This window comes from Amycolatopsis sp. DG1A-15b, from assembly GCF_030285645.1.
GTDB lineage: Bacteria > Actinomycetota > Actinomycetes > Mycobacteriales > Pseudonocardiaceae > Amycolatopsis.
Window position 1 is genome coordinate 3,491,835 of record NZ_CP127296.1, and the last position, 23,447, is coordinate 3,515,281.

Below are 23,447 nucleotides of genomic sequence, written 5' to 3' on the forward strand. Positions count from 1 at the left end.
CTCCTCGCTGGCGCTCGGCGGCGCCGCGAGCGGCGCTGCTGTGTTGAATGGTGACCTCGCAGGCTCGGTCACGTGGCCTCCTTTCCGGCGAGCTTCCGCTCCCGTTCCTGGGCGCCGACGAGGTCGTCCGGCAGCGAATCGGGGACTTCGGTGTCGAACCGGCGCAGCAGCCGCACGCTGAACCCGCCGGCGTTGATCAGCAGCAGGATCAGCGCGTAGACGACGTAGGCGAGCCCGACGCCACGGCCTTCGCCGGTGCCGAGCACCGCCCCGGCCGAACCGGACAGCGCCCCGCCCGGCGCGAGCAGCGGCGAGAACCAGCCGACGGCCAGCGGCGCCAGCACCGCGAACCCGATCGGCAGTGTGGACCAGGTGATCGTCTGGTTGATCGCGAACACCCGGCCGTGGTAGCGCTGCGGCACCTTGACCTGCACCAGCGTCGCGTAGATGCCCTGCGAGACGGCCATCGCGGCGGCCAGCAGGAACACGCCGGCCGCGACGACGACCAGCGACGGGCGCAGGCCCATCACCAGGCTGCCGAGCGCGATGCCGACGTTGCCGAACAGGACCCCGACCATCCGCCGCTTGCGCGGACCGCCCCACAGCGCCATGCCGATGCCGCCGGCGACCGCGCCGACCGCCTCGGCCAGCGCGACCTGGGCGACGTCGGTGACCGTGCCGAACGACAGCACCAGCGGCGAGACAAGCACCAGCGCGGGGGCCAGGAAGACGTTGGCCAGCGCGAAGTACAGCAGCATGGTGCGGAAGCCGCGGTGGTTCCACGAGTACTTCAGCCCGCCCGCGATCGCCGTCAGCAGCGGCTCGCGCGGGCGCCAGCCCAGCAGGTCGGGGAACCGGACGAACAGCAGGCTGACGACGGCGAACAGGTAGCTCGCCATGTCGAGGACCAGGATCCCGGACAGCTGGATCGCCGCCAGCAGCCCGGCCGCGATCACCGGCATCAGCAGCTGCGCGAAGCCGTTGGACAGCTGGGCGAGGCCCATCGCGTGGCCGAGGTACTGCTTCGGCACCAGCTGCGCCACCGACGACTGGTAGGCGATCCGCTGGATCGACCCGGCGACCGACCCGAGCGGGATCAGCACGTAGAGGAACCACAGCTGCAGGTTCCCCGCGGTCAGCAGGAGCGCCAGCGCGAGCTGGATGACGCCGGCGATCGCGCTGGCCGCGATCATGATCTTGCGCCGGTCGCCGCGGTCGACCAGCGCGCCCGCCACCGGCAGCACCAGCACCCCGCACAGCAGGGCCAGCGCCCAGAGCAGGCCGAGGTCGGTGACCGAGCCGGTCTTCGTGTAGAGCCAGATCGGCACCGCGAACGACGTCAGCGCCGAGCCGGTCGAGGAGACCAGCTGGCCGACGGTGACCGTGACGAACCGGGCCATGCTCGGCGGCACCGCGGGCTTTTCGTCCACGGTGGCCCGGTGGGTGTCGTGCACGGCCCAGCCGGCGTCCTCTCCCCGGGCCGAGACGTGCAGGTCTCCGGGTTCGTCGAGGGCCGGGTACACCCGGGTGAGGATCTCCGCCAGCTCCTCCGCGCGGTAGCGGAGGAAGAAGTGCCCGGCCTGGTCGAGCACCACGAGCGCGGTGTGGTCGGTGAGGAACTCCCACTCGCGGTAGCGCTCGGCGTAGTAGTCGGTGACCGGGTCCTCCGAGCCGACGACCGAGACGATCGGCGCGCGCAGCTTGGCGACGCGGGCGTCGAGCAGGCCGCTGAAGTACTCCTCGGCGGCGCGGCTGTCGGCGCGCATGTTGCTGATGATCCGGTCGGCCTGGGCCGGGTCGAGGTCGTCGGTGTCGACGCCCATGCCTTTGAGCCAGTTCGCGTAGTACCGGTTGCTGCGCAGCTTCTCCAGCCGCGTGCGCAGTGTCCCGACCGCACCCTTGATCCGCGCGAACGGGAAGATCGCGCCGATGTGGACGACTTCCAGTTCGCGGCCACGCTCTTCCAGGCGCCGGGCGACGCCGACGGCCAGGGCGTTGCCGACGCCGCAGTGGCCGTAGATGGCCAGGGGGCCGTCGATGCGTTCGAGGACCTCGTCCGCCAGCCGTTCGACCAGTTCGTCGAAGGGCACGGCTTCTTCGGAGAGCCCGACGTCGTGGCCGGGGATCGCCACCGAGAACAGCGAATACCCGCTGGGCAGCGCGTCCGCGAGGGGCTGGTAGACGATCGCGCTGCCGCCGCCGTAGGGGAAGCAGACGTAGGTGAGCGTCGGCTTCGCGACCGGCTTGGTCAGCTCGTACAGCAGGTGGCCCGAGTCGTCGCGGTCGCCGGCCAGGAACACCGCCAGCTCGCAAATCGTGCGGTGCTGGAACAGGTCCATCACGCCGGCCTGGTGCCCGGCTTTCGCGATCCGCGCGACGACCTGGGTGGCGAGCATCGAATGCCCGCCGAGGTCGAAGAAGTCGTCGCCGACGCCGAGTTCGTCGACCTTGAGCACGTCCCGCCAGATTTCGGCGAGCAGCACCTCCAGGGGCCCGGACGGTTCGACCAGGGCCGTGGTGGCGTCGCGGGCCGCGACCGGGGCGGGTAGCGCCTTGCGGTCGAGCTTCCCGTTCGGCGTCAGCGGCAGTGCGTCGAGGGTGACGAACGACGGCGGGACCATGTAGTCCGGCAGCGTCTCCTTCAACGCGGTCCGCAGCGCGCCCGCGTCCGCGGCGCCGACGACGTACCCGACCAGCCGCTTGTCCCCCGGCGTGTCCTCGCGGACGAGCACGACCGCGTCGGTCACGCCGGGCTGCTCCCGTAGGCGGGCCTCGATCTCGCCGAGCTCGATGCGCAGGCCCCGAAGCTTGACCTGGTGGTCGAGCCGGCCGAGGAACGCGATCGTGCCGTCGGGCCGCCAGTGCGCGAGGTCGCCGGTGCGGTACATCCGGCCGCCGTGGAACGGATCCGCGACGAACCGCTCGGCCGTCAGTTCCGGCCGGTTGTGGTAGCCCAGCGCCAGCCCGGCCCCGGCGATGTGCAGTTCGCCGGGCACGCCCACCGGGCACGGGTTGCCGCGCCGGTCGAGGAGGTAGATCCGCAGGTTGCGGATCGGCGCCCCGATCGGCACGGACGCGACCCGGGCCAGTGCTTCGGGCGTGCAGTGCCAGGCGGTGACGTCGATCGCGGCTTCGGTCGGCCCGTAGAGGTTGTGCAGTTCGCAGTGCGGCAAGCGCCGGACGAACTCGCGCGCGGTGTCCAGGGGCAGTTCCTCACCGCTGCAGACGACCCGCCGCAGCGCCGTCACCGACTCGATGCCCGGCTCCGCGAGGAACAAGCTCAGCATCGAGGGCACGAAGTGCGCGGTCGTGATCCCTTCGCTGACGAGCAGTTCCCGCAGGTACGCCGCGTCCTTGTGGCCGCCGGGTTCGGCCAGCACGAGCCGCGCGCCGGTGATCAGCGGCCAGAAGAACTCCCACACCGAGACGTCGAAGCTCGCCGGCGTCTTCTGCAGCACCGCGTCCGAGCCGTCGAGGCCGTATTCGCGCTGCATCCAGTCGAGGCGGTTGACGATGCCGCGGTGACCGTTCGGCACGCCCTTCGGCCGCCCGGTGGAGCCGGAGGTGTAGATGACGTACGCGGGATCGTCCGCGCTCGCCAGGGGTTCCACGGGCACACCCGGCCCGGTCAGCTCGTCGAGGACGACGACAGTGGCGTCCCCCGGCGGGAGGGTCTCGCGCAGGGCGGCCTGGGTCAGCACGACCGGCGCGGCCGCGTCTTCGAGCATGAAGGCGAGCCGGTCCGCCGGGTACTCCGGGTCGAGCGGCACGTACGCGCCTCCGGCCTTGAGCACCCCGAGCAGCGCGACGACCAGTTCGAACGACCGCTGCGCGAAGACGCCGGCCGGGGTGCCCGGTCCGACACCGAGTTCGCGCAGGCGGTGGGCGAGCCGGTTGGCCCGCTCGTCCAGCTCCCGGTAGGACAGCGACTGCCCGCGGAAGGTGACCGCGGGTGCGTCCGGGGTGCGGGCGGCCTGGGTCTCGACGAGCGAGTGCAGTGTGCCCGGCGGGATCTCGCCCGCGGTGTCGTTCCACCGGTCGAGGACCAGGTCCCGCTGGTCGCCCAGGAGGTCCAGTTCGGACACCGGCCGCGTGGCGTCGGCGACGATCGACCGCAGCAGCGTGACCAGGCGCCCGGCCATGCCCGCGACGGTCTCCGCGCCGAACAGGGCGGTGTTGTGCACGAACTTGCCGATCAGCCCGGATTCGACTTCGATCGCGTGGAACTCGAAGTCGAACCGGGTGGCGGGCAGGTCCATCGGCAGCCAGCGGAAGTCGACCGCGGACTTGCCTGCCGCGCCCATCCGGCCCATCTCGTAGTTCTGCAGCACGAACATCGCCTGGAACACCGGCGATCGGCTGACGTCCCGCGGCACGCCGAGGGCGTTGACCAGCCGTTCGAACGGGACGTCGGCGTGCTCGAACGCGTCGAGCACGTGCCGGCGGGTCCGGGCCAGGAGCTCGGCGAAGGTGGGGTCGCCGGCCAGCTGGGCGCGCAGCGGCAGCATGTTGATGAACATGCCGACGACGCCTTCGAGCTCGGGCAGCCCGCGCCCGGCCGACGACGACCCGACGGCGAAGTCCTCCTGCCCCGAGTACCGCGCCAGGAGGACCTGGTAGGCGGCCAGCAGCGTCATGAACAGCGTGACGCCGTGTTCGCGGCTCAGCGCGCCGAGAGCACGGGCGAGGTCCTTCTCGACGAAGAACTCGTGGATCGCGCCGTCGAACGTCTGGGTCGCCGGCCGCGGGTGATCCGTCGGCAGCTCCAGGGGTTCGACGCCGTCGAGCGCGGCCCGCCAGTGGTCGAGCTGCCGGTCGAGTTCGGCCCCGGTCAGCGTCCGGCGCTGCCAGTGCGCGAAGTCGCCGTACCCGATCGGCAGGGCGGGCAGGGCGGCCGCCGTGCCGTGGTAGTGCGCCGCGAGGTCGCGCAGGAGCAGGTCGACCGACCAGCCGTCGCCGACGATGTGGTGCGTGCACACGGCCAGGAGGTGCTCGTCGTCGGAGATGCGCGCCAGGGTGGCCCGCAGGAGCGGCCCGGTGGCCAGGTCGAACGGCTCGGCCGCGGCGGCGTCGACCGCCGCCCGGGCCGCTTCCTCGCTGCCTGCGTCCACAATGGACAAGGGCACGGCGGTGACCGCTCCGACGTGGACGGACGGCTGCCCGTCGTCCCCGGCCGGGAACCGCATCCGCAGCGCCTCGTGCCGGGCCGGGAGGGCGTCGAGCGCCGCCTGCAGCACTGCGGTGTCGAGGCGGCCGGTGAGCCGGATCGGCACCGGGATGTGGTACGACGTGGTGCCCGGCGCGAACTGCTCCATGAACCAGACGCGTTCTTGCTGGTAGGACAGCGGGACGGGGTCGCCGTCCGGTCGCGCGGTGATGGTCGAGGCCGGTTCCACGCGCCGCCGCAGCCGCTGTTCCAGCAACGCGCGGCGGGCGGCCGCGCGGCCGGTTTCGTCGATCGTCGTCACGCCGGCCCGCCTTCGGCCAGCTGGGCACGGACCTCTTCGTCGCTGAGCTGGTCGAGGTCCGCTTCCAGGCGGCGCTCGACCTCGGCGGCGAGCTCGGCCACCGTGGTGAACGAGAACAGCCCGCGGACCGGCAGGTCGACGCCGACCTGCTTGCGGATCCGGACCATCGCCCGGATCGCCAGGAGCGAGTTGCCGCCGTGGGCGAAGAAGTCGTCGTGCACGCCGAGCTTCTCCACGCCCAGGAGCTCGCCGAGGACCTCGGCGACCAGCTCCTCGGCGGCGGTGCCCGGGGCCACGTACTCCGTGCCGCCGCCGAGCTGCGGGTCCGGCAGGGCGGCCCGGTCGAGCTTGCCGCTCGCCGCGACCGGCAGCGCGTCCAGCGTGACGAACACCGTGGGCACCAGGTACTCCGGCAGGGTGGCCCGCAGGGCGTCGGCCGCGCCGTCCGCGCTGCCGACGACGTACCCGACGAGCGTCCCTTCGCGGACGGCGACCGCCGCGTCCCGGATGTCCGGCAGCTCCCGCAGGGCGGCTTCCACCTCCCCCGGCTCGATCCGGAACCCGCGCAGCTTGACCTGGTCGTCGGTCCGGCCGAGGTATTCGAGGGTGCCGTCGCGACGCCGGCGCGCGAGGTCGCCGGTCGCGTACATCCGGCCGAAGGGGCCCTCCGGGAACCGTTCGGCGGTGAGTTCGGGCAGCCCGAGGTAGCCGTGCGCGAGCTGCGCCCCGGCGAGGAACAGCTGCCCGGCGACTCCCGGTGGAACCGGCCGCAGCCGCTCGTCGAGGACGTAGGCGCGGGTGCCGGGGATCGGGCGGCCGATCGGCACGGGTCCGTCGACCGGGCCGTCCAGCCGGTGGGCGATGCAGCCGACCGTCGCCTCGGTCGGGCCGTATTCGTTGGTGACGGCGATCCCGGAGAACGGCCGCACGGCTTCGCCCATCAGTGCTTCGCCCCCGACGACCAGGTCGCCGGTCGGGTACGACTCCTCCGGGAGCACGGCGAGGTGGGTCGGCGTCGCCTTGACGAAGTCCGGGCGTCCGGCGTCCACAATGGACCCGCCCGCGGTGAGCGGGCCCAGCAGCGTGGTCACCGTCAGGTCGAACGACGCCGACGTGTGCAGCAGCGCACGGCCCGCCAGGCTCGGGTAGGCCTCCCGCGCCCAGCCGAGGTAGGTCGCGAGGGCGCGGTGGCCGACCTCGACGCCCTTCGGCCGCCCGGTCGAGCCGGACGTGTAGATGACGTAGGCGATGTCGTCCGGGCCCGGCCGCGCGGGGTTCTCCTCGGAGGAGTCCGCCCAGGGAGCCGGATCACCCAGGTCGAGGGTCTCCGCATCGAGGGTCACGTCCCCCGCGGTGAGCACCACACGCGCCCCCGCGTCGGCGAGGATCAGCGCCTGCCGCGGGGCCGGGTTCGCCGGATCCAGAGGCACGTAGGCGGCGCCGCCCTTGAGCGCGCCGAGGATGCCCACGACCAGTTCGGCCGAGTTCGGCGCGCACACCCCGGCCACGCCGCCACTGCCGAGGCGGTGCGCGACGCGGTTGGCCCGCGCGTTCAGCTCGGCGTAGGTCAGCCGGACCCCGCCGAGGTCGACGGCGATCGCGTCCGGCGTCGCCCGCACCTGGTCTTCGAAGCGTTCGACGACCAGCGGAGCGTCCTCTGTGGACGAACCACTCCACTCTTCCAGGACCTGGACGCGTTCGGCGTCCGACAGCAGCGGCAGGTCCGCCACCGCGACGGCCGGGTCCGCGACCGCGGCCGTCAGCACCCGGAGGTACCGCTCCACCAGGGATTCCGCGGTGGCCCGGTCGAACAGGTCGGTGCGGTAGAGCAGCCGGCCGCCGGTGGCGGTCAGGTCGATCGCGACGTCGTCCTTGGCGGTCGCGTAGCGGACCGGTTCGATGCCCGAGTCGGGGATGAAGTTGAAGCCGAGCTGGTAGACCGCCTGCACGCTCCCGTCCCGCTCCGGGCGGACCGCGTCGGCGACCAGCTGGAACGGCACCTGGCCGTGCTCGATGGCGTCCAGCACCGCGGTCCGGACCCGGCCCACCAGATCGGCGAACGGCAGCTCGCAGTCGCAGCCGACGCGGATGGCGAGCTGGTTGACGAACATCCCGATCAGCGGCGCCAGCTCCGGCAGGTCCCGGCCGGCGACCGGCACGCCCACGACGATGTCGGCCGAGCCGGACAGCCGGGACAGCAACGCCGTGTAGGCGGCCAGCAGCACCATGAACGGCGACGCCGACAGCTCCCGGCCGACCTCGCCGACGCGGTCGAGGACGCCGTCGGGCAGGGTGAAGTCGACCTGGTCACCGGCGAACCCGAACTCCGCGGGCCGCGGCCGGTCGGTGGGCAGGCTGTGCACCGGCGGGAGCCCGGCGAGCCGTTCGCGCCAGTAGTCCAGCTGGGCCCGGACGTCCGGGAGCCGGCCGCGCTGCCAGGCCGAGTAGTCGGGGTACTGGATGGCGAGCTCGGGCAGCTTCGGCAGCCGGCCCTCCGCAGCCGCGTTGCAGGCTTCGTTCAGCTCGCTCGCCAGCACGAGCACGGAGCCGGCGTCGAACACGGTGTGGTGCACGACGAAGGTGAGCAGCCAGTCCGCGTCACCGAGCCGGACCAGCTGCGCCCGCCACGGCGGCGCCGCGTCCAGGGGGATCGGACGGCGGGCGATCGCCTCGGCCAGCTCGGCCGCCCGCGTTTCGCGGTCGGGGAACTCGCGCAGGTCGTGCACTTCCGGGTCGATCGGGACGTCGGCGTGCACCACCTGGACGAGGTCGGCGCCGTCCATCCGGAACGCCGTCCGCAGGGCTTCGTGACGCCCGACGACCACGCCCAGCGCGGCCCGCCACTGTCCTTCCGTGAGCGGGAGGTCCTGCCGCACCTGGCAGGGGAGGTTGTACACCGGGGACGCCGGGTCGAGCTGGTTCGACAGCCAGATCCGCTCCTGCCCGAACGAGGCGGGGAACGTCCATTCCTTCGTGTCGGTCATGTCTCCTGCTTCAGCGCTCGAGCTTGGGGATGGTGGTCGCGGCGGGTGCGGGTCCGTCGGCGGGCGCGGGCGCGGAGCCGCTCCGCAGTTCCTCGATCCGCTCGGCCAGCGCGGCCACCGTGGAGGATTCGAACAGCGTCTTCATCGCCAGCCGGGCGCCGGTGGTCTTGCGGACCTGGGCGATCAGCTGGATGGCGACCAGCGAGTTGCCGCCGAGAGCGAAGAAGTCGTCGTGGACGCCGACCCGCTCGACGCCGAGCACCTCGGCCCACTGCCGGGCGATCTCCGCCTCGAGGTCGGTGCGCGGGGCGAGGTAGTCGTCCTGCGCCTGCGTCGACACCGTCTCGGCGACCTCTTCGGTCTCTTCGAGGCGTTCCGCGGTCACCCGGCGGGCGAACAGGTCGGCCACCGGGCGGGTGCTGATCACCACCTGGCCGCCGAGGCCGGGCGTCAGGGCCCGCAGGAACGCCTCGGCGCCGTCGACCGGCCGGATCCCGCTGGAGTCCACAGTAGACTTCGGTGCGACGGCCGCGAGCCCGCCGCTCACCGCGCCTTCGTCGACCTGCCGCAGGACGAAGTCCTCGATCTCGACGAGCACCCGCCCGTCGTCCGCGCACAGCGTCAGGTCGGCGGAGATCACCTGGTCGCCGCCGGAGTCCCGGTAGCGCAGGTGGCTGTGGAAGCTCGCCGGGAGCGGGGCGTGCACGACCACCCGCCCGTAGCTCATCGGCAGGTAGGTGCCACTCCCCCGGCCGCGGCCGAACGCGGTCGCGACGTCCAGCAGCGCCGGGTGCAGTCCCCAGCCCGTGTCGCCGGCGGCCGCGTCCGGCGCGACGAGCGAGGCCAGTTCCTCGTGCTCGCCGACGTGGTGGGTGCGCAGCGCGGCCCAGCGCGGGCCGAAGGTGACCATGCTGGTCCGGCCGGTGCCGAAGGCGTTGCCGTCGTCGAGCACCCGGGTCCGGCCCCGCACCGCGTCGAGGTCCACAGTGGACGTCGTGGGTGACGGCACCCGGGCCGCCGAGCCCCGGACGTGCACCTTGGTCACCCCGGCCGCGCGGCTGGTCACCGTGAAGCCGTCGCCGTCGAAGCCGACCCGGTATTCCGCGACGGTGCCTTCCGGGACCGAGAACGGCTCCAGGAAAGCGACGTCCTGCAGTTCGACGACGTGGCCTTCGCCGGGGCGCGGCAGGACGGCCTCGACCGCCGCCCGCACGGTTTCGAGGTGCCCGGTGCCCGGGACGACCGGCACGCCGGCGATCCGGTGCTCGGCCAGCAGCCAGTGCCCGGCCGCCGAGACGAGGCCGTGGGCGCTTTCGCCGGTGCGGGTGGTGAGCACCGGGTGCGCCACCGGGCCGTCCGCCTTCGTGCGGGTGGAGCGGATGGTCGTCGGCGCGGCCACCTCGGCGGCCATGCCGACCTCGTCCCAGCCGCCCCAGTCGTGCGAGACGACCCGGGCCTGCCAGCCGTGGTCGCCGCGGGCGTAGGCGTCGAGGAAGTTGTTGGCCGCGCAGTAGTCGACCTGCCCGAAGTCGCCGGAGACGGCGGTGACCGACGAGCACAGCGCGGCGAAGTCCATCGGCAGGTCGGCGAACGCTTCGGCGAGCGCCAGGGTGCCGCCGATCTTCGGCGCCAGCACCGCTTCCGCGGCCGCCCGCTCCTTGACCTCGGCGACGCCGCCGCCGGGGAGCCCGGCGGCGTGCACGATCCCGTCGAGGCCGCCGAACTCGCGTTCGGCCAGCTCGCGGGCTTCCCGCAGCCGAGCCGGGTCGGTGACGTCGGCGGCGAGCACGTGCACCACCGCGCCGGCCGCCTCCATCCGCCGGATCGCGCGGATCGCGCGGCCCGCCCGGTCGTCGGCGGTGTACGCGGCCCATTCCTCGCGGGGCGGGAGGCCGGATCGCGTCAGGAGGATGAGCTTGGCCCGGACGCGCAGCGCGAAGTCCTCGGCCAGGGTGATGCCGATTCCGCCGGTCCCGCCGGTGATCAGGTACCGGCCGCCCTCGCGCAGCACCGGTGTCGCCGCTTCGGGCACGGTGACCTGGGTGTGCTCCAGGACCCAGCGACGGCCGCGGCGCAGCGCGACCTCCGCGGCGTCCGCCGGCCCGAACAGCTCGGCCACGACCTCGCCGGACAAGCGCTCGACGTCGATCCGGCGCACGACCGTGCCGGGGACCTCGAGGGGGACGACCCGCGCGATGCCCGCGAGGGTGGCGTGTTCCGGCCGGGTCAGGTCGGTGCCGGTGACGTCGGCGGTGCCGGTGCTCAGCAGGTCGATCCGCACCGGCTCGCCCCACGCCTGGACCAGGTTGAGGACACTGAAGAACCCGCGGTCCTGGGCGGCCATCCCGGTCTCGGTCCCGCCGAGCGCCCACCCGTGGACGACCCGCTCCGGGCGGGCTCCGAGTGCGGCGACGAGTTCGTCGTAGTCCTCGCGGGCTCCGGGCCGCACGGTGAAGCCGGCCTCGGTGGCGGAGAACCGGTCGCCCGGGCGGACCTCGGTGACCGTGACCCCGGCCTCCCGCAACAGCCCGGGCAGGACATCGTCGTCGACGAACGCGAGGCAGGAGGCGAAGGGCTCGCGCCGCAGCTGCGGCCCGGCTTGCCGCCAGGACGGCACGGCGAACCACTCGTCGAGGGGCAGCGGCCCGCTCGGCCGCGCCGGAACCGCGGCGACCGTCCCCGCCGGATCGGGATCGACCCAGTACCGCTTGCGCGCGTACGGGTAGCCCGGGAGGGGCACGCGGTACCCCGGAGCCGTGGGCTCGACGGATACTCCGTGTGTCCACAAGAGACCGGCCGCGGCGTGGAGCGTCTCGACGTCGCCTTCGCGGTCGGTGCGGCCGGGCAGGCTCGGCCGAGGCGCGGGCAGGCCCTTCGGCACCTGGCCGCGGGCGAGCCCGGCCAGCTGGTGCCCCGGACCGCATTCGACCAGGGCCCAGCGGTCACCGCCGGCGAACAGCGTCCGCACGCAGTCGCCGAACCGGACGGCTTGGCGCAGGTGGGCCGCCCAGTACCCCGGATCGGTGGCCTGCGCGTCGGTGATCCAGCCGCCGGTCAGGTTGGACAGGAACGGCAGCGACGGCGCCGACCGCGGCACCGCGGCGACGGCCTCGGTGAACTCCGCCAAGATCGGGTCCATCATCGGCGAGTGGAAGGCGTGCGAGGTCACCAGCTCGCGGCACTGCACGTCACTCGACCTGAGCAGCGCGGCGAAATCGGCGATCGCGCCGGACGGCCCGGCGACGACGCAGGTGCCCGGGCCGTTGACGCCCGCGATGGCCAGGCCTTCGGGCAGCCGATTCGTCACGGCCTCTTCGTCGAGCTGGACGGCGAGCATCGCGCCGGCCGGCATGGCCTGCATCAGCTCACCGCGCCGGACGACCAGCGCCACCGCGTCGGCCAGGGTGAACACCCCGGCGACGGTCGCGGCGACGTACTCGCCGACGGAGTGGCCGATCATCGCCCCGGGCCGCACGCCCCAGCTGCGCCAGAGCATGGCCAGCGCGTACTCGACGACGAACAGCGCGGGCTGGGTGAAGCGGGTCTCCCGCAGCCGCGCGTCCCCGCCGCGGTCGAAGATCAGCTCCTTCAGGCCCGGCAGGCCGGCCAGCTCGCAGCACTCGTCGACGGCCGCGGCGAAGACGGGCTCGCTGCGGTACAGCTCGGCACCCATCCCGGCGTACTGCGAGCCCTGGCCGGAGAACAGGAACGCCACCTTGAGCTCGGCCGCCTGCGCGGTCAGCAGGCGCCGCGGGTCGCGCAAGCCGTCGACCGCGTCTTCGGAGTCGCGGGCGACGACGACCGCGCGGTGGGCGTACTCGGTACGCCCGGCGGCGAGGGTGTGCGCGACGTCGGCGAGGTCGAGGTCGACGTCCCCGGCCAGCCGGTCGGCGAGGCGCTCGACCGCGGTGGCCAGGGTCTCCGGCGTCTTCGCCGACACCCGCAGCAGGTGCGCCGGGTGCGGACGCCGGTGCCGCTGCGGCTTCGGGGCCTCCTCGAGCACCAGGTGGGCGTTGGTGCCGCCGACGCCGAACGAGCTGACGCCCGCCCGGCGCGGGGTGTCGGCCGCCTCCCACTTGGTCACGGTCCGCGCCGGGTGGAACGGGCTGCGCGGGAAGTCGATGCCCGGGTTGGGTTCTTCGTAGTTGATGGTCGGCGGGATCAGCCCGTGCTCCATCGCCAGCACGGTCTTGATCAGCGCGACGACCCCGGCCGCCTGGGACAGGTGGCCGATGTTCGACTTCACCGAGCCGATGGCGCACCAGCCGGTGTCCGTGACGCCGTGTCCGTACACAGTGGACAGGGAGGTGATCTCGATCGGGTCGCCCAGCGCGGTCCCGGTGCCGTGCGCCTCGACGTAGCCGATCGTGCGCGGGCTGACCCCGGCCATGCCGACCGCCTGCGCGATGGCCTCGGTCTGGCCCGCGACGCTCGGCGCGGAGAAGCCGACCTTCGTGGCGCCGTCGTTGTTGATCGCGTTGCCGAGCACGACCGCCCGGATGTGGTCGCCGTCCTCCAGCGCCTGCGACAGCCGCTTGACCAGGACGACACCGACGCCGCTGCTCCACACCGTGCCGTTGGCACCGGCGTCGAACGCCCGGACGTGCCCGTCCGGCGAGGTGAAGCCTTCGACGCCCATGTACCCGATGCCGTGCGGCATCTCCAGGTTCACCCCGCCGGCCAGCGCCATGTCGCACTCGCCGTTGCGCAGCGCCTCGCAGGCCAGGTGCACCGCGACCAGCGACGTCGAGCACGCCGTGTGGATCGCGAGACTCGGGCCGCGCAGGTTGAGCTTGTAGGACACCGACGTCGTCAGGTAGCTCGGCTGGTTGCCGGTCGACATCCCGATGCCGCCGTGCTGCGACGCCATGACGCGCTCGTTGCGCAGCAGGTTTTCGATCAGGTAGCCGGTCCGCCCGGTGCCGCCGTAGACCCCGATCGCCCCGCGGTAGCGGGCCGGGTCGTAGCCGCCGTCGGTCAGTGCCGAGTGACAGGCTTCGAGGAACACGCGGTGCTGCGGGTCGGTGATCTCGGCTTCGCGGCTGGTCATGCCGAACAGGTCGGCGTCGAACTCGTCGAAGCCTTCGACCATCGTCGTGGCGTTGACCCAGCTGGGATCGTCCAGAGTGGCCGGATCCGCGCCGCGGGCGAGCAGTTCCTCACGGGTGGCGGGCTTGATGGACTCGACGCCGTCGACGAGGTTGCGCCAGAACTGCCGGAGATCACCGGCGCCGGGAACGCGGGCGGCCATCCCGACGATGGCGATCGGCTCGGTGCCGGGGTCGGGTTCGAGGTCGTGGGTCACTGCGGTCGCTCCTGTTCCTGGCCGGTCGTGCCGGCACTGCGGCGGGGTCTTCTGGACGGGGTGCGCCCCCGGCGGGCGGCGACCCGCTCGGCGGCGCGGGCGAGCTCCGGGCTGGGCGCGGCCCCCGCGTGCAGGTGGGTGGCGAGGGCGCGGACGGTGGGGTGGGTGAACAGGTCCACCATCGGGATGCGGCGGCCGAGCCGGGCGGTGACCTCGGCGTGGACGCGGGCCAGGGCGAGCGAATGCCCGCCGAGGTCGAAGAAGTTGTCGGTCACGCCCACGGCGTCGCGGCCGAGCACTTCCCGCCAGACCGCCGCGATGACCGCTTCGGTGGCGGCCAATGCGCCCGCATCGGTGACGGGCGCCGGATCCGCTCGCGCCGGGGCACGGCCGGAGGCGCCCGGCGCGGCAGTCCGGACGCCCGCCCGCGGCAGCTCCGGTGCGCACGTCCCGGCCGGGCGGTCCGGCTCGGCGACGAGCGCGGCGAGGAGCGCCGTGAAGTCCTCGGCCAGCGCGGACATCCGGCTCGCGTCGAACAGGTCCGGGTTGTAGAGCAGCTCGATCCCGTGCCCGAGGACGTAGACGGTCAGGTCGAACGGCGAGCCGGGCTTGCCGACCGGCAGCCACGTCCCCCGCACGCCGGGCAGGTCCAGCCGGGGTTCGGTGAAGTTCAGGACGTTGACCATCACCTGCACGAGCGGCGCCCGCGCCGGGTCTCGCGGCACGCCGAGGGCGTCCACGAGCCGGTCGATCGGCGCCGCCGGGTGGGCGGTGGCGGCCAGCAGTTCCTCGCCGCTGTCGCGCACGAGCGTGGTGAAGTCCGCAGCCCCGGCCCGCAGCCGCACCGGGACGATGTCCACGAAGAACCCGGCGACGTCCTGGGTTTCGGCCAGCTGCCGGTCCGCGACGACGGTGGCGACCAGGTGGTCGTCCCCGCCGGTGAGGCGGCGCAGCAACAGCCCGAACGCGGCCAGCACCACCCCGGCGCGGGTGGTCCCGGCGCGCCGGGCCAGCTCCTCGGCGGCCTCGGCCACACCGGCGGGGAACGCCTGGTGGTGGCTCGCCCCGCGGTAGGTCTGCACGGCCGGGCGCGGCCGGTCCCGTGGCAGGTCCACAGTGGACGGCGCACCGGCCAGGTGAGCCGTCCACCAGGCCAGGTCGACGGCTTCGCGGCGGTGGTCGCGGTCCGCGCGCCAGACCGCGTAGTCCGCATAGGACACCGGGAGCGGCGGCAGTGTTTCGCCGCGGTAGGCCGCGGTGAGGTCGGCGCAGAGGAGCTCCTGCGACCAGCCGTCGAACACCGCGTGGTGCAGCGTGAACCCGAGGACGTGCTCGTCCGGGCCCAGCTCGTAGAGCCGCACGCGCCACGGCGGTTCGCGGTCGAGCCGCACCGGTGCCGCCGCGTCGGCGGCCAGCCGGCCGGCCACGGCGCCGGCGGCCACCGGGATGACCGGCAGGGCCACGTCCTGCGGCGGCAGGCATTCGGCCCGCGGGACGCCGTCGACCGGGCGGATGCGCCAGCGCAGCACCTCGTGCCGCTCGGCGACCGCCCGCAATGCGGCCTTCAGCGCCGCGACGTCGAGGGGTCCGGTCAGCCGGAACGCCATCGCGATGTTGTACGGCGCGGCGTCCGGGGCGAGCTGGTCGAGGAACCACAGCCGCCGCTGCGGCGGGGACAACGCCGGCGCGTGCCCGGTCGTCAGGCCGGCCCCGGTGAGCGGGGCGGCCGCGGCCACCCGCCGCGCGAGCCCGGCCAGGGTCCGCCCGGTGAAGACGTCTTCGACGGACACGTCGGCGGCGAACTCGGCACGCAGCGCCGCGACCAGCCGCATCGCGGAGATCGAATCGCCGCCGGAGAGCAGGAAATCGGTCCCGGCACCGGGACCGAGCACCGTCCGCCACACCGCTTCCACCGGCGATCCGGGCGCCTGCGCCGCCGCGGGCTCGCTCTCGGCGAGGGCCCGCAGGGCCGCCCGGTCGATCTTGCCGGTGACGGTGCTGACCGGCAGCCCGGCCAGCCGCCGGATCGCGGCCGGGCGCATCGCCTCGGTCAGCCGGTCCCCGGCGTAGGCGTGGATGACCTCGTCGGACGGGGCCGACACCGGGGTGAGGAACGCGACCAGCCGGGTGCCGCCGGGACCCGGCACGGCCTCGACCGCGACGGCGTCGACGTCCGGGTGGGTGCTCAGGGCGGCCTCGACCTCGCCGAGCTCGATCCGCTGGCCGCGGACCTTCACCTGGCGGTCGGCGCGGCCGGCGAACTCCAGCCGGCCGTCGGGGCGCAGCCGGGCCAGGTCGCCGGTGCGGTAGAGCCGCTCCCCCGGCGTGCCCGGGTCTTCGACGAACTTCCGCGCGGTCAGCTCCGGGCTGTTCAGGTAGCCCGCGGCCAGCCCGGGCCCGCCGATGACCAGCTCGCCCACCTCGCCCGGCGGGACGGGCCCCAGGTCGGCGTCGACGACGTGCGCGCGGTGGTGCGGCGTCGGCGTGCCCAGCGGCAGCGGGTCGGCCGGGATGCCGGTGACCTCGTCGGTGAGCACGACGACGGTCGTCTCGGTGGGGCCGTAGACGTTGAAGAACCGCCGGCCGGGCAGCCAGCGGGCGGCCAGCTCGGCGGGCACCGGCTCGCCACCGCAGGCGATGGTCCGCCAGCCGGGCACGTCTCCGGGGTCCAGCAGCGACAGCAGCGTCGGGGTGATGAACCCCCAGTCGACCTCGTGCTCGACGATGAACCGGCGCAGCCGTTCCGGGTCCGCCCGGTCGGCCGAGCTCGCGAGCTGGACCGAGCCGCCGGCGATCAGCGGCACGAAGACGTCCATCGTGAACGCGTCGAACCCGGGCGAGGCGATGCCGAGGGTGCGGGTGCCCGGGCCGACGCCCAGCCGCCCGGCGAACCCGGTCGCGAACGCGACGATGTTGCGGTGGGTGGTGAGCACGCCCTTCGGCCGCCCGGTCGACCCGGAGGTGTGGAGCACGTGCGCGGTGCTGTCCGGGGTGGCCGGGCAGACACCCGGCGCGCCGGGCGGCGGGACGTCGATCCCGAGCCCTGGCCCGAATTCCGCGACCGCGGCGTCGCCGATCACCAGCGAGACCCCGGCGTCGGCGACGATCCCGGACAGCCGGTCCCGCGGTCCGCCCGGTTCGAGCGGGACGTAACAGCCGCCGGAGAACAGGACCCCGAGGACGGTGGTCACCAGCGCGGGCGTCCGGTGCGCACACACCCCGACCCGGGTCTCCGGACCGGCGCCGCGCTCACGCAGGACGGCGGCCACGCCCCAGGCCGCGGCGACGAGCTCAGCGTAGGTGAGCCGGGTGCTGCCCTGCCGCACGGCGAGCGCGTCCGGCGTCCGCTCCGCCTGCGCCAGGATCAGCGCAGCGACCGTCGTGTCTGCATCGGACAGTGTTTTCGAAGTCAGTGTTTTCGAAGACAGTGTCGTCGCTGACAGGGCCGGCCCGTCGATGCCCGTGCCGGGCAACGTGTCGGTCAACGTGAACTCCCCAGTTCGGCACGGCCGCGGTGGCGGCCGTGTGGTTGTGCGTCCGGCTCACGGGTGGTGTCCCCGAGCCGGTGGGTCGATCCAGAACCTGCTGCGCTGGAACGGGTAGCCGGGCAGCGGCACCCGGCCCGGGCGGGCGCCGTCGTGCCGGGCGGTCCAGTCGACGCGGTCGCCGCCGACCCAGCGAGCGGCCAGTTCCCGGGCGGCGCCGGGCGGCCCGGCCAGCTCGGTCCCGTCCGCCAGCAGCGCGTCGAGGGCTTCGACGGCCTCGGCCGCGGTCGTCGCGACCACCGCCGCCCGGACGGCGAGCTCCCGGCGGCCGACGGCGAGGGTGTAGGCGACGTCGGCCAGGTCCGGCGGGTCGGTGGCGAGCCGGTCCCGCACCGCCGAAAGCGCCTCGCGCAGGGCGGTCCGGTCGCGCGCGGACACCGGCAGGACGTGCGGGCCGTCCGCGGTCACCCGCGGCCCGGGCGCCGGTGCTTCCTCGACGATGACGTGGACGTTGGTCCCGCCCATGCCGAACGCGCTCACCCCGGCGACCCGCCGCGGCACGTCCGGCCAGTCGGTGGCCTTGACCGGCACGTGACAAGGCCCGCCCGCCAGGTCGACCTCCGGGTGCGGCGCGGTGAAGTGCAGGTTCGGCGGGATGACGCCGTGGCGCACCGAAAGCACCGCCTTGATCAGCCCCGCCACGCCGGCGGCCGCGTCGAGGTGGCCGATGTTCGTCTTGACCGAGCCGAGCGCGCAGGTGCCGGGCGGGACGTCCCGGTACACCCGGTTGAGCGCGGCCACCTCGATGGCGTCGCCCAGCGGGGTGCCGCTGCCGTGCGCTTCGATCAGCCGGACCTCGGCGGGGTCGACTTCGGCGACGGCGAGTGCCTCGGCGATCGCGGCCGCCTGGCCCGCCGGGCTCGGCACGGCGTACCCGGCGCGATCGCCGCCGTCGTTGGTCATCGCCCAGCCGGGCAGCACGGCGTGGATGTGGTCGGAGTCGGCGAGCGCGTCGGACAGCCGCCGCAGCACCACGACCCCGGCGCCCGAACCGAACCCGGCGCCGTCGGCCGCCACGTCGAACGACCGGCAGCGCCCGTCCGGCGAAGCCATGCCACCCGCGCGGTAGCGCGGCCACGTGACGCTCACGCCACCGGCGATCGCGAGGTCGCAGCGGTACTCCGCGAGGCTCTGGGCGGCCAGCCCGACCGCGGCGAGCGAACTGGAGCAGGCACTTTGGACGGCCACCGCGGGCCCGGTCAGGCCCAGCCGGTAGGCGACCTGGCCGGGCAGGTGATCGGGCAGCTGGCGGCCGGGCAGCCGGCCCTCCCAGTCGTCGGGGTCGACGTCGCCGGTCACGGCCGGGTTCCCGAACAGGTGGAACAGGAAGTACCGGTTCACCCCGGCCGAGGTGAACACGCCGACCGGGCCGCGTTCCCGCGCGGGGTCGCGGCCCGCGTCCTCCAGGGCGTGCCACGCCGTCTCCAGGAAGAGCCGGTGCTGCGGGTCGGTCAGCGCGGCTTCCTCCGCGGTGAACCCGAAGAAGCCGGCGTCGAAGTCCTCGACGCCCTCGAGCCGTCCCCCGGCGCGCACGTGCGCGGGGTCCGCTCGCAGGCCCGGCCCGATGCCGAGCGCGGCCAGCTCGTCGTCGGTGTAGTCGTGGATCGCGTCGGCCCCCGCGCAGAGGTTCCACCAGAAGGCGCCGGCGTCCGGCGCTCCGGGGAACCGGCAGGCGAGCCCGACGACGGCGATCAGGTCGCTGCCGGGTTCGTCCTCGCCGGGAGTGTCCTCGGCGGGCCGTGCCTCGCCGGAAGCGGACTGGTCGAGGTAGGCGGCCTGCGCCGCGACCGTCGGGTGCTCCAGCAGGCCGAGCAGCGAAACCTCGGCCCCGAACTCGGCGGACAGCCGCTGCTGGACCCGGCCCAGCAGCAGGGAATGGCCGCCGACGTCGAAGAACGCGTCCGTGGTGGCGATCCGGTCGTGCCCGAGCACCGCGCACCAGATCGCGTGCACCCGGCGCTCCGCCGGCGTCATCGGCGCGGCCGGGGCGGGTGCGGGCGGCCGCGGGTCCGGAAGCGCTTCCTCGTCGAGCTTGCCGCTGACGGTGAGCGGGAAGGCCGCGACCACGGTCACGGCGCCGGGTACCGCGTGGCCGGGCAGCACCTCGGCCAGTGCGGCCCGCAGCGCCGTCCCGTCCGGCCGGGCTCCCGCCGCCGGGACGACGTAGGCGAGCAGTTCCCCGTCGCGGACGACCGCGCGGGCTTCGGCCACCTCGGGCCGTTCGCCGAGCCGGGCTTCGATCTCGGTCAGCTCGATCCGGAACCCGCGCACCTTGACCTGCCGGTCCAGCCGGCCGAGGCAGACGAGGTTCCCGTCGGGCAGGACCCGGCCGAGGTCGCCGGTGCGGTAGCTGCGGACACCGTCGCCGGTGGTGCCGAAGGCCGGGCTCGGCTGGTCGAAGTAGCCGTCGACCAGGTACTCGCCGCTGACTTCGAGCTCGCCGCCGTTGAGCACGGTGAGCGTGTAGCCCGGCAGCGCGGTCCCGATGGGCAGCGGGCCGGTGGCGTGTTCGTCGACGTCCGCGGCGGTCAGCCGGTACTGGGCGGCGAAGGTCACCTCGGTCGCGCCGTAGCCGTTGACGAACACGCAGCCGGGCGCGAACCGGCCGCGGCGGACGTCGGCGTAGGTGGCCTGCTCACCGCCGAGCAGGACGGTCCGCACCGAGGGCAGGTCCCCGTCGAGGGCGTCGAGCAGGTAGCGGTAGACCGTGGGCGTCGAGTGGTAGACCGTCACCTCGTGCCGCGCGAGCTCGCGGGCCGCGTGGGCCACGCCGTGGGCGCGGACGTCGACCGGGACCACCGCGGCGCCGGTCAGCAGGGCCGGGTAGAGGTCGGGGATGGCCGCGTCGAAGCCGAAGGAGGCCAGCAGGCTGACCCGGTCGGCGGCGGTGATGCCGAGCGTCGCGATCTGGTTGTCCACCACGTGCAGCAGGTTGCGGTGGGTCTGGGCGACGGCCTTCGGCCTCCCGGTCGAGCCGGAGGTGGACAGCACGTAGGCCGGCGCGTCCGGGTCCGGGTCGGGCACCGGCAGCGGCGCGGTGTCCCGTCCGGACCGGACCACCCGGGCGGACCCGGTGCGGCACAAGGCTTCCGCCAGTTCGAGGTGCCCGGGATCGGCCAGCACGGCCGAAACCCGCGCGGCCGCGACCTGGTGGGCGAGCCGGTCCCGCGGGTACGTCGGGTCCAGCGGGACGTAGGCGCAGCCCGCGGCCAGGGTGCCGAGGATCGCGGCGATGGCGCCGGTGCCGTGCCCGGTGACCAGGCCGACGAACTCACCCGGCCGCACCCCGGCGTCGAGCAGCCGGGCGGCGTGCCCGCCGGCCAGCGCGGCCAGCCGGCCGTAGCTCACCGCCTCGCGATCCCCGAGGACCGCGAGCCGATCGGACGAGTGCCGGGCGATTTCCGCGAAACGTCTGAGAATTCCGGCTTGCGTCATCGCCGGCCGCAGGCGCCCGACGGTGAATGGGCGCGCGGAAACCAAGGCGGTGACGTCGACTTCATCTCACTCCCCAGTGCGATTGACGAAGAATCACGCAAGGTTAAGGGGAGCGACACCGTCTTCGGGTACGTAATCCGCAGAGTTCAGCCGAATGACCTATCGATCCTGGACCAGTCGCCGCAGTTTCCCACGCCATCCACGACAGAATCCCGACCAGACACCACTGTGGACATTCGCTCGACTACCGCCCGTGATCACGCACTGAAATCGCCGCCGGTTCCGGTCGGATATTCACCGACAAGCATTTCGACCGCTTTGTTCCTGCCTGTGCGCGGTGGCATTTTCACGAAATCGATTCAGCCGCGCCCGCACGGAACGCGGCCGGCCACGGACCGCGGCCGGCCCCACGGTGGACTCAGCCCGCGTCGGCCAGCAGGCCGGGTCCCGGTGGCGCGCTCCGCACCAGGCACGCGTGGCACGGCATGCCGCGCAGCCCGTCCAGCACCTCGGCTTCCCCGGGGAAGATCGACTCACCGCACAGGGCCGTCAGGTGCGCGGGCACCGGGCCGGCGGGCACGGGGATCAGGTGGCAGACGCGTCTGCTTTCGCCGACGACGCCTCGGCGTAGCCGCACCAGTGCGAGCATCCCACCGTTCTCACCCATGGGACGACGGTAAGCGAAGATCAGCGTCCCGACCTCGTGCCGGCGGACCAACGATCTTGGACCCCGGTGGTCCCGGACACCAAAGTCAGGCCGGGGAGAGCACCGCCGAGCCCAGCCGGCGACACAGGGCGAGCGCCAGCTCGACGTCCAGCCGGTCCTCGCCGAGGCCGCGCGGCAGCAGCTCCTGCGCCTTGCGGACGCGGTACTGCACCGAGTTCTTGTGCATCGTCAGCTCCGCGGCCGCCGCCGTGTAGCTGCCGCCGGTCGTCAGGAACACCCGCAGCGTCTCGCGCAGCCGGCCGCCGTTCTCGTCGTCGGCGGCCAGCGGCCCGAGCGTGCTCGCGACCCACAGGCGGGCCGCGTTCAGGTCGCTCGTCATCAGCGCCACCGTGCCGACCTCCCGGAAGGTCAGCGCGCGGTCGCAGTGCTCCCCGGCGGCCAGCGCCAGCGCGTGCACCCGGCGGGCCTGCTGGTGGGTGTCGCGGAAGCCGGCCACGCCGGTGCCCGGGTCGCCCACGGTCACCCGCACGCCGGCTTCGGCTCCGGCGAGCGCCGCGTCGAGGTGGGCCCGGCCGATCGTCGCGCCCGGGGCGAGCGGGAGCCACACCCAGGCGCTCGCCTCGTCACGCGGTACGAACAGCGGACGGCCCTGCCCGCGGACGCGCTCGAACACCGCGCCCGCCACCGACTCCAGCAGCGACAGCGCGTCGTCGACGAAGGCCTCCGACGTGTGCCAGACGATCATGCCCACGTGCGTGCCGCGCAGGCGGTAGCCGATCACCGCCTCCGCGGCGTCGACGTCGGGCGGGCCGCCGTTCCCCTCGAGCAGGTCCGCCACCTTCGCCGCCCGCGCGGCACTGCGGTTGAGCAGCCAGCGGTCGCGTTCGTCCTGGTAGACGCCGACGAGCTGGCGGACGACCCGGGTGATGAACTCGTAGGCGACCCGGAGCAGCCGGCGCATCATGGCGCCGAGCAGGGCCGCGTCGTCGACCAGCCGGGTGCACTCCTCGAACCCGAAGTCGAGCATGGCGGCCTGCCCGAGGTCGTACGCGCGGATCAGGTCGAACACCGGGGTGCCGCGCTGCGCCAGCCGGCGCGCGTACTCGATCGCCGCGGCCGGCGGCTCGACACCGGCCGGGTCGATGCCGTGCCGGAAGATCTGCAGCGCGGTCTCGATGTTCTGGTACACGCTCGCCGACAGCAGGCTCACCATGCGCTCGTCGTCGTTGACCAACTGCGGCAGATCGGTGGCGTACAGCTGGACCAGCTCGCCGGTGAGTTCGCCCGCGCGGCCCTCGAGGGTGGCGGCGATCTGCCGGATGCGCTCCGAGACGACTTCTTCGTCCACCATGGAGCCACCTTAGGGGGTGGCACCTCAACCTAGGCGAGGAACTCGTCGATCAAGTCGAACGTCCGGTCCGGAGCCTGCAGCGCCGGCAGGTGCCCGGCGCCCGCCACCACCTCGAACCGCGCGTCGGCGAACCCAGCCGCGTACGCCTTGCCGAACGCCGGCGGGACGACGACGTCGTCTTCACCCCAGATCAGCAGGGCCGGCACCCGGACCCGGGCGAGGCGGCGCAGCAGCTTCGGGTCGGCGAGGTCCGGACCGGCGTAGGTCCGCATCGCGGCCAGGTCGGCCGGGTCCGGGCCCGGCGCACCGGGCGGCGGCTGCGGCGGCCGCACCGGGTGTCCGGCGATTTCCGGGCCGATGGCGTCGAGCAGGACGAGCCGGCCGAGGCGGCGGCCGCGGTCCCGCACGGCCAGTTCGGCCGCGACCCAGCCGCCGAAGGAACTGCCCACCACGACGACATCGGCCAGGTCTTCGTCGTCGAGGAGGTCCAGGTAGGCCAGGGCGAGGTCGTCGACACCGGTGAACGCGTCCGGGCGCGGGGTGCCCGACCAGCCGGGGTGCGTCGGCGCCAGCACCCGGGCGTGCGGCGCGAAGTGCTCGACGATCGGGGTGACGCTGCGGGGTCCGGCGCCACCGTGGAGGACCAGCACGGCGCGGTCGCCGCCGCCGGTGTCGAGGAGGTCGAAATCCAT

General features: G+C 74.0%; 8 protein-coding genes. All 8 read right to left on the bottom strand.

The features are described 5' to 3' along the window. Positions 1-68: 68 nt before the first annotated feature. The 8 genes from QRY02_RS15825 to QRY02_RS15860 all read right to left on the bottom strand — a co-directional run bounded on the left by QRY02_RS15825 (position 69) and on the right by QRY02_RS15860 (position 23,447). Positions 69-5,468 (bottom strand): non-ribosomal peptide synthetase/MFS transporter, encoded by a 5,400-nt coding sequence (locus QRY02_RS15825; RefSeq protein WP_285992279.1) that lies wholly within the window; start codon positions 5,466-5,468, stop codon positions 69-71. After that, positions 5,465-8,452 carry a non-ribosomal peptide synthetase gene (locus QRY02_RS15830; protein WP_285992280.1) on the bottom strand — a complete coding sequence of 996 codons (2,988 nt, stop codon included), beginning with the start codon at positions 8,450-8,452 and terminating at the stop codon, positions 5,465-5,467. The genes QRY02_RS15825 and QRY02_RS15830 overlap by 4 nt, the downstream gene beginning before the upstream one ends. A gap of 10 nt (positions 8,453-8,462) precedes the next feature. Next, the gene (locus QRY02_RS15835) at positions 8,463-13,757 is read right to left on the bottom strand and encodes a type I polyketide synthase (protein ID WP_285992281.1); all 5,295 of its coding nucleotides are present in this window, start codon (positions 13,755-13,757) and stop codon (positions 8,463-8,465) included. Next, entirely contained in the window at positions 13,754-17,242 is a 3,489-nt protein-coding gene (locus QRY02_RS15840) for a non-ribosomal peptide synthetase (protein ID WP_285992282.1), read from the bottom strand. The genes QRY02_RS15835 and QRY02_RS15840 overlap by 4 nt, the downstream gene beginning before the upstream one ends. A gap of 57 nt (positions 17,243-17,299) precedes the next feature. Beyond that, entirely contained in the window at positions 17,300-20,737 is a 3,438-nt protein-coding gene (locus QRY02_RS15845) for a beta-ketoacyl synthase N-terminal-like domain-containing protein (protein ID WP_285992283.1), read from the bottom strand. Between the two features lie 418 nt (positions 20,738-21,155). Beyond that, on the bottom strand, positions 21,156-21,404 hold the full coding sequence (locus QRY02_RS15850; protein ID WP_285992284.1) for a hypothetical protein: 249 nt from the start codon (positions 21,402-21,404) through the stop codon (positions 21,156-21,158). 85 nt (positions 21,405-21,489) lie between these two features. Beyond that, positions 21,490-22,755 carry a PucR family transcriptional regulator gene (locus QRY02_RS15855; RefSeq protein WP_285992285.1) on the bottom strand — a complete coding sequence of 422 codons (1,266 nt, stop codon included), beginning with the start codon at positions 22,753-22,755 and terminating at the stop codon, positions 21,490-21,492. Positions 22,756-22,784: 29 nt separating this feature from the next. Beyond that, entirely contained in the window at positions 22,785-23,447 is a 663-nt protein-coding gene (locus QRY02_RS15860; protein WP_285992286.1) for an alpha/beta fold hydrolase, read from the bottom strand.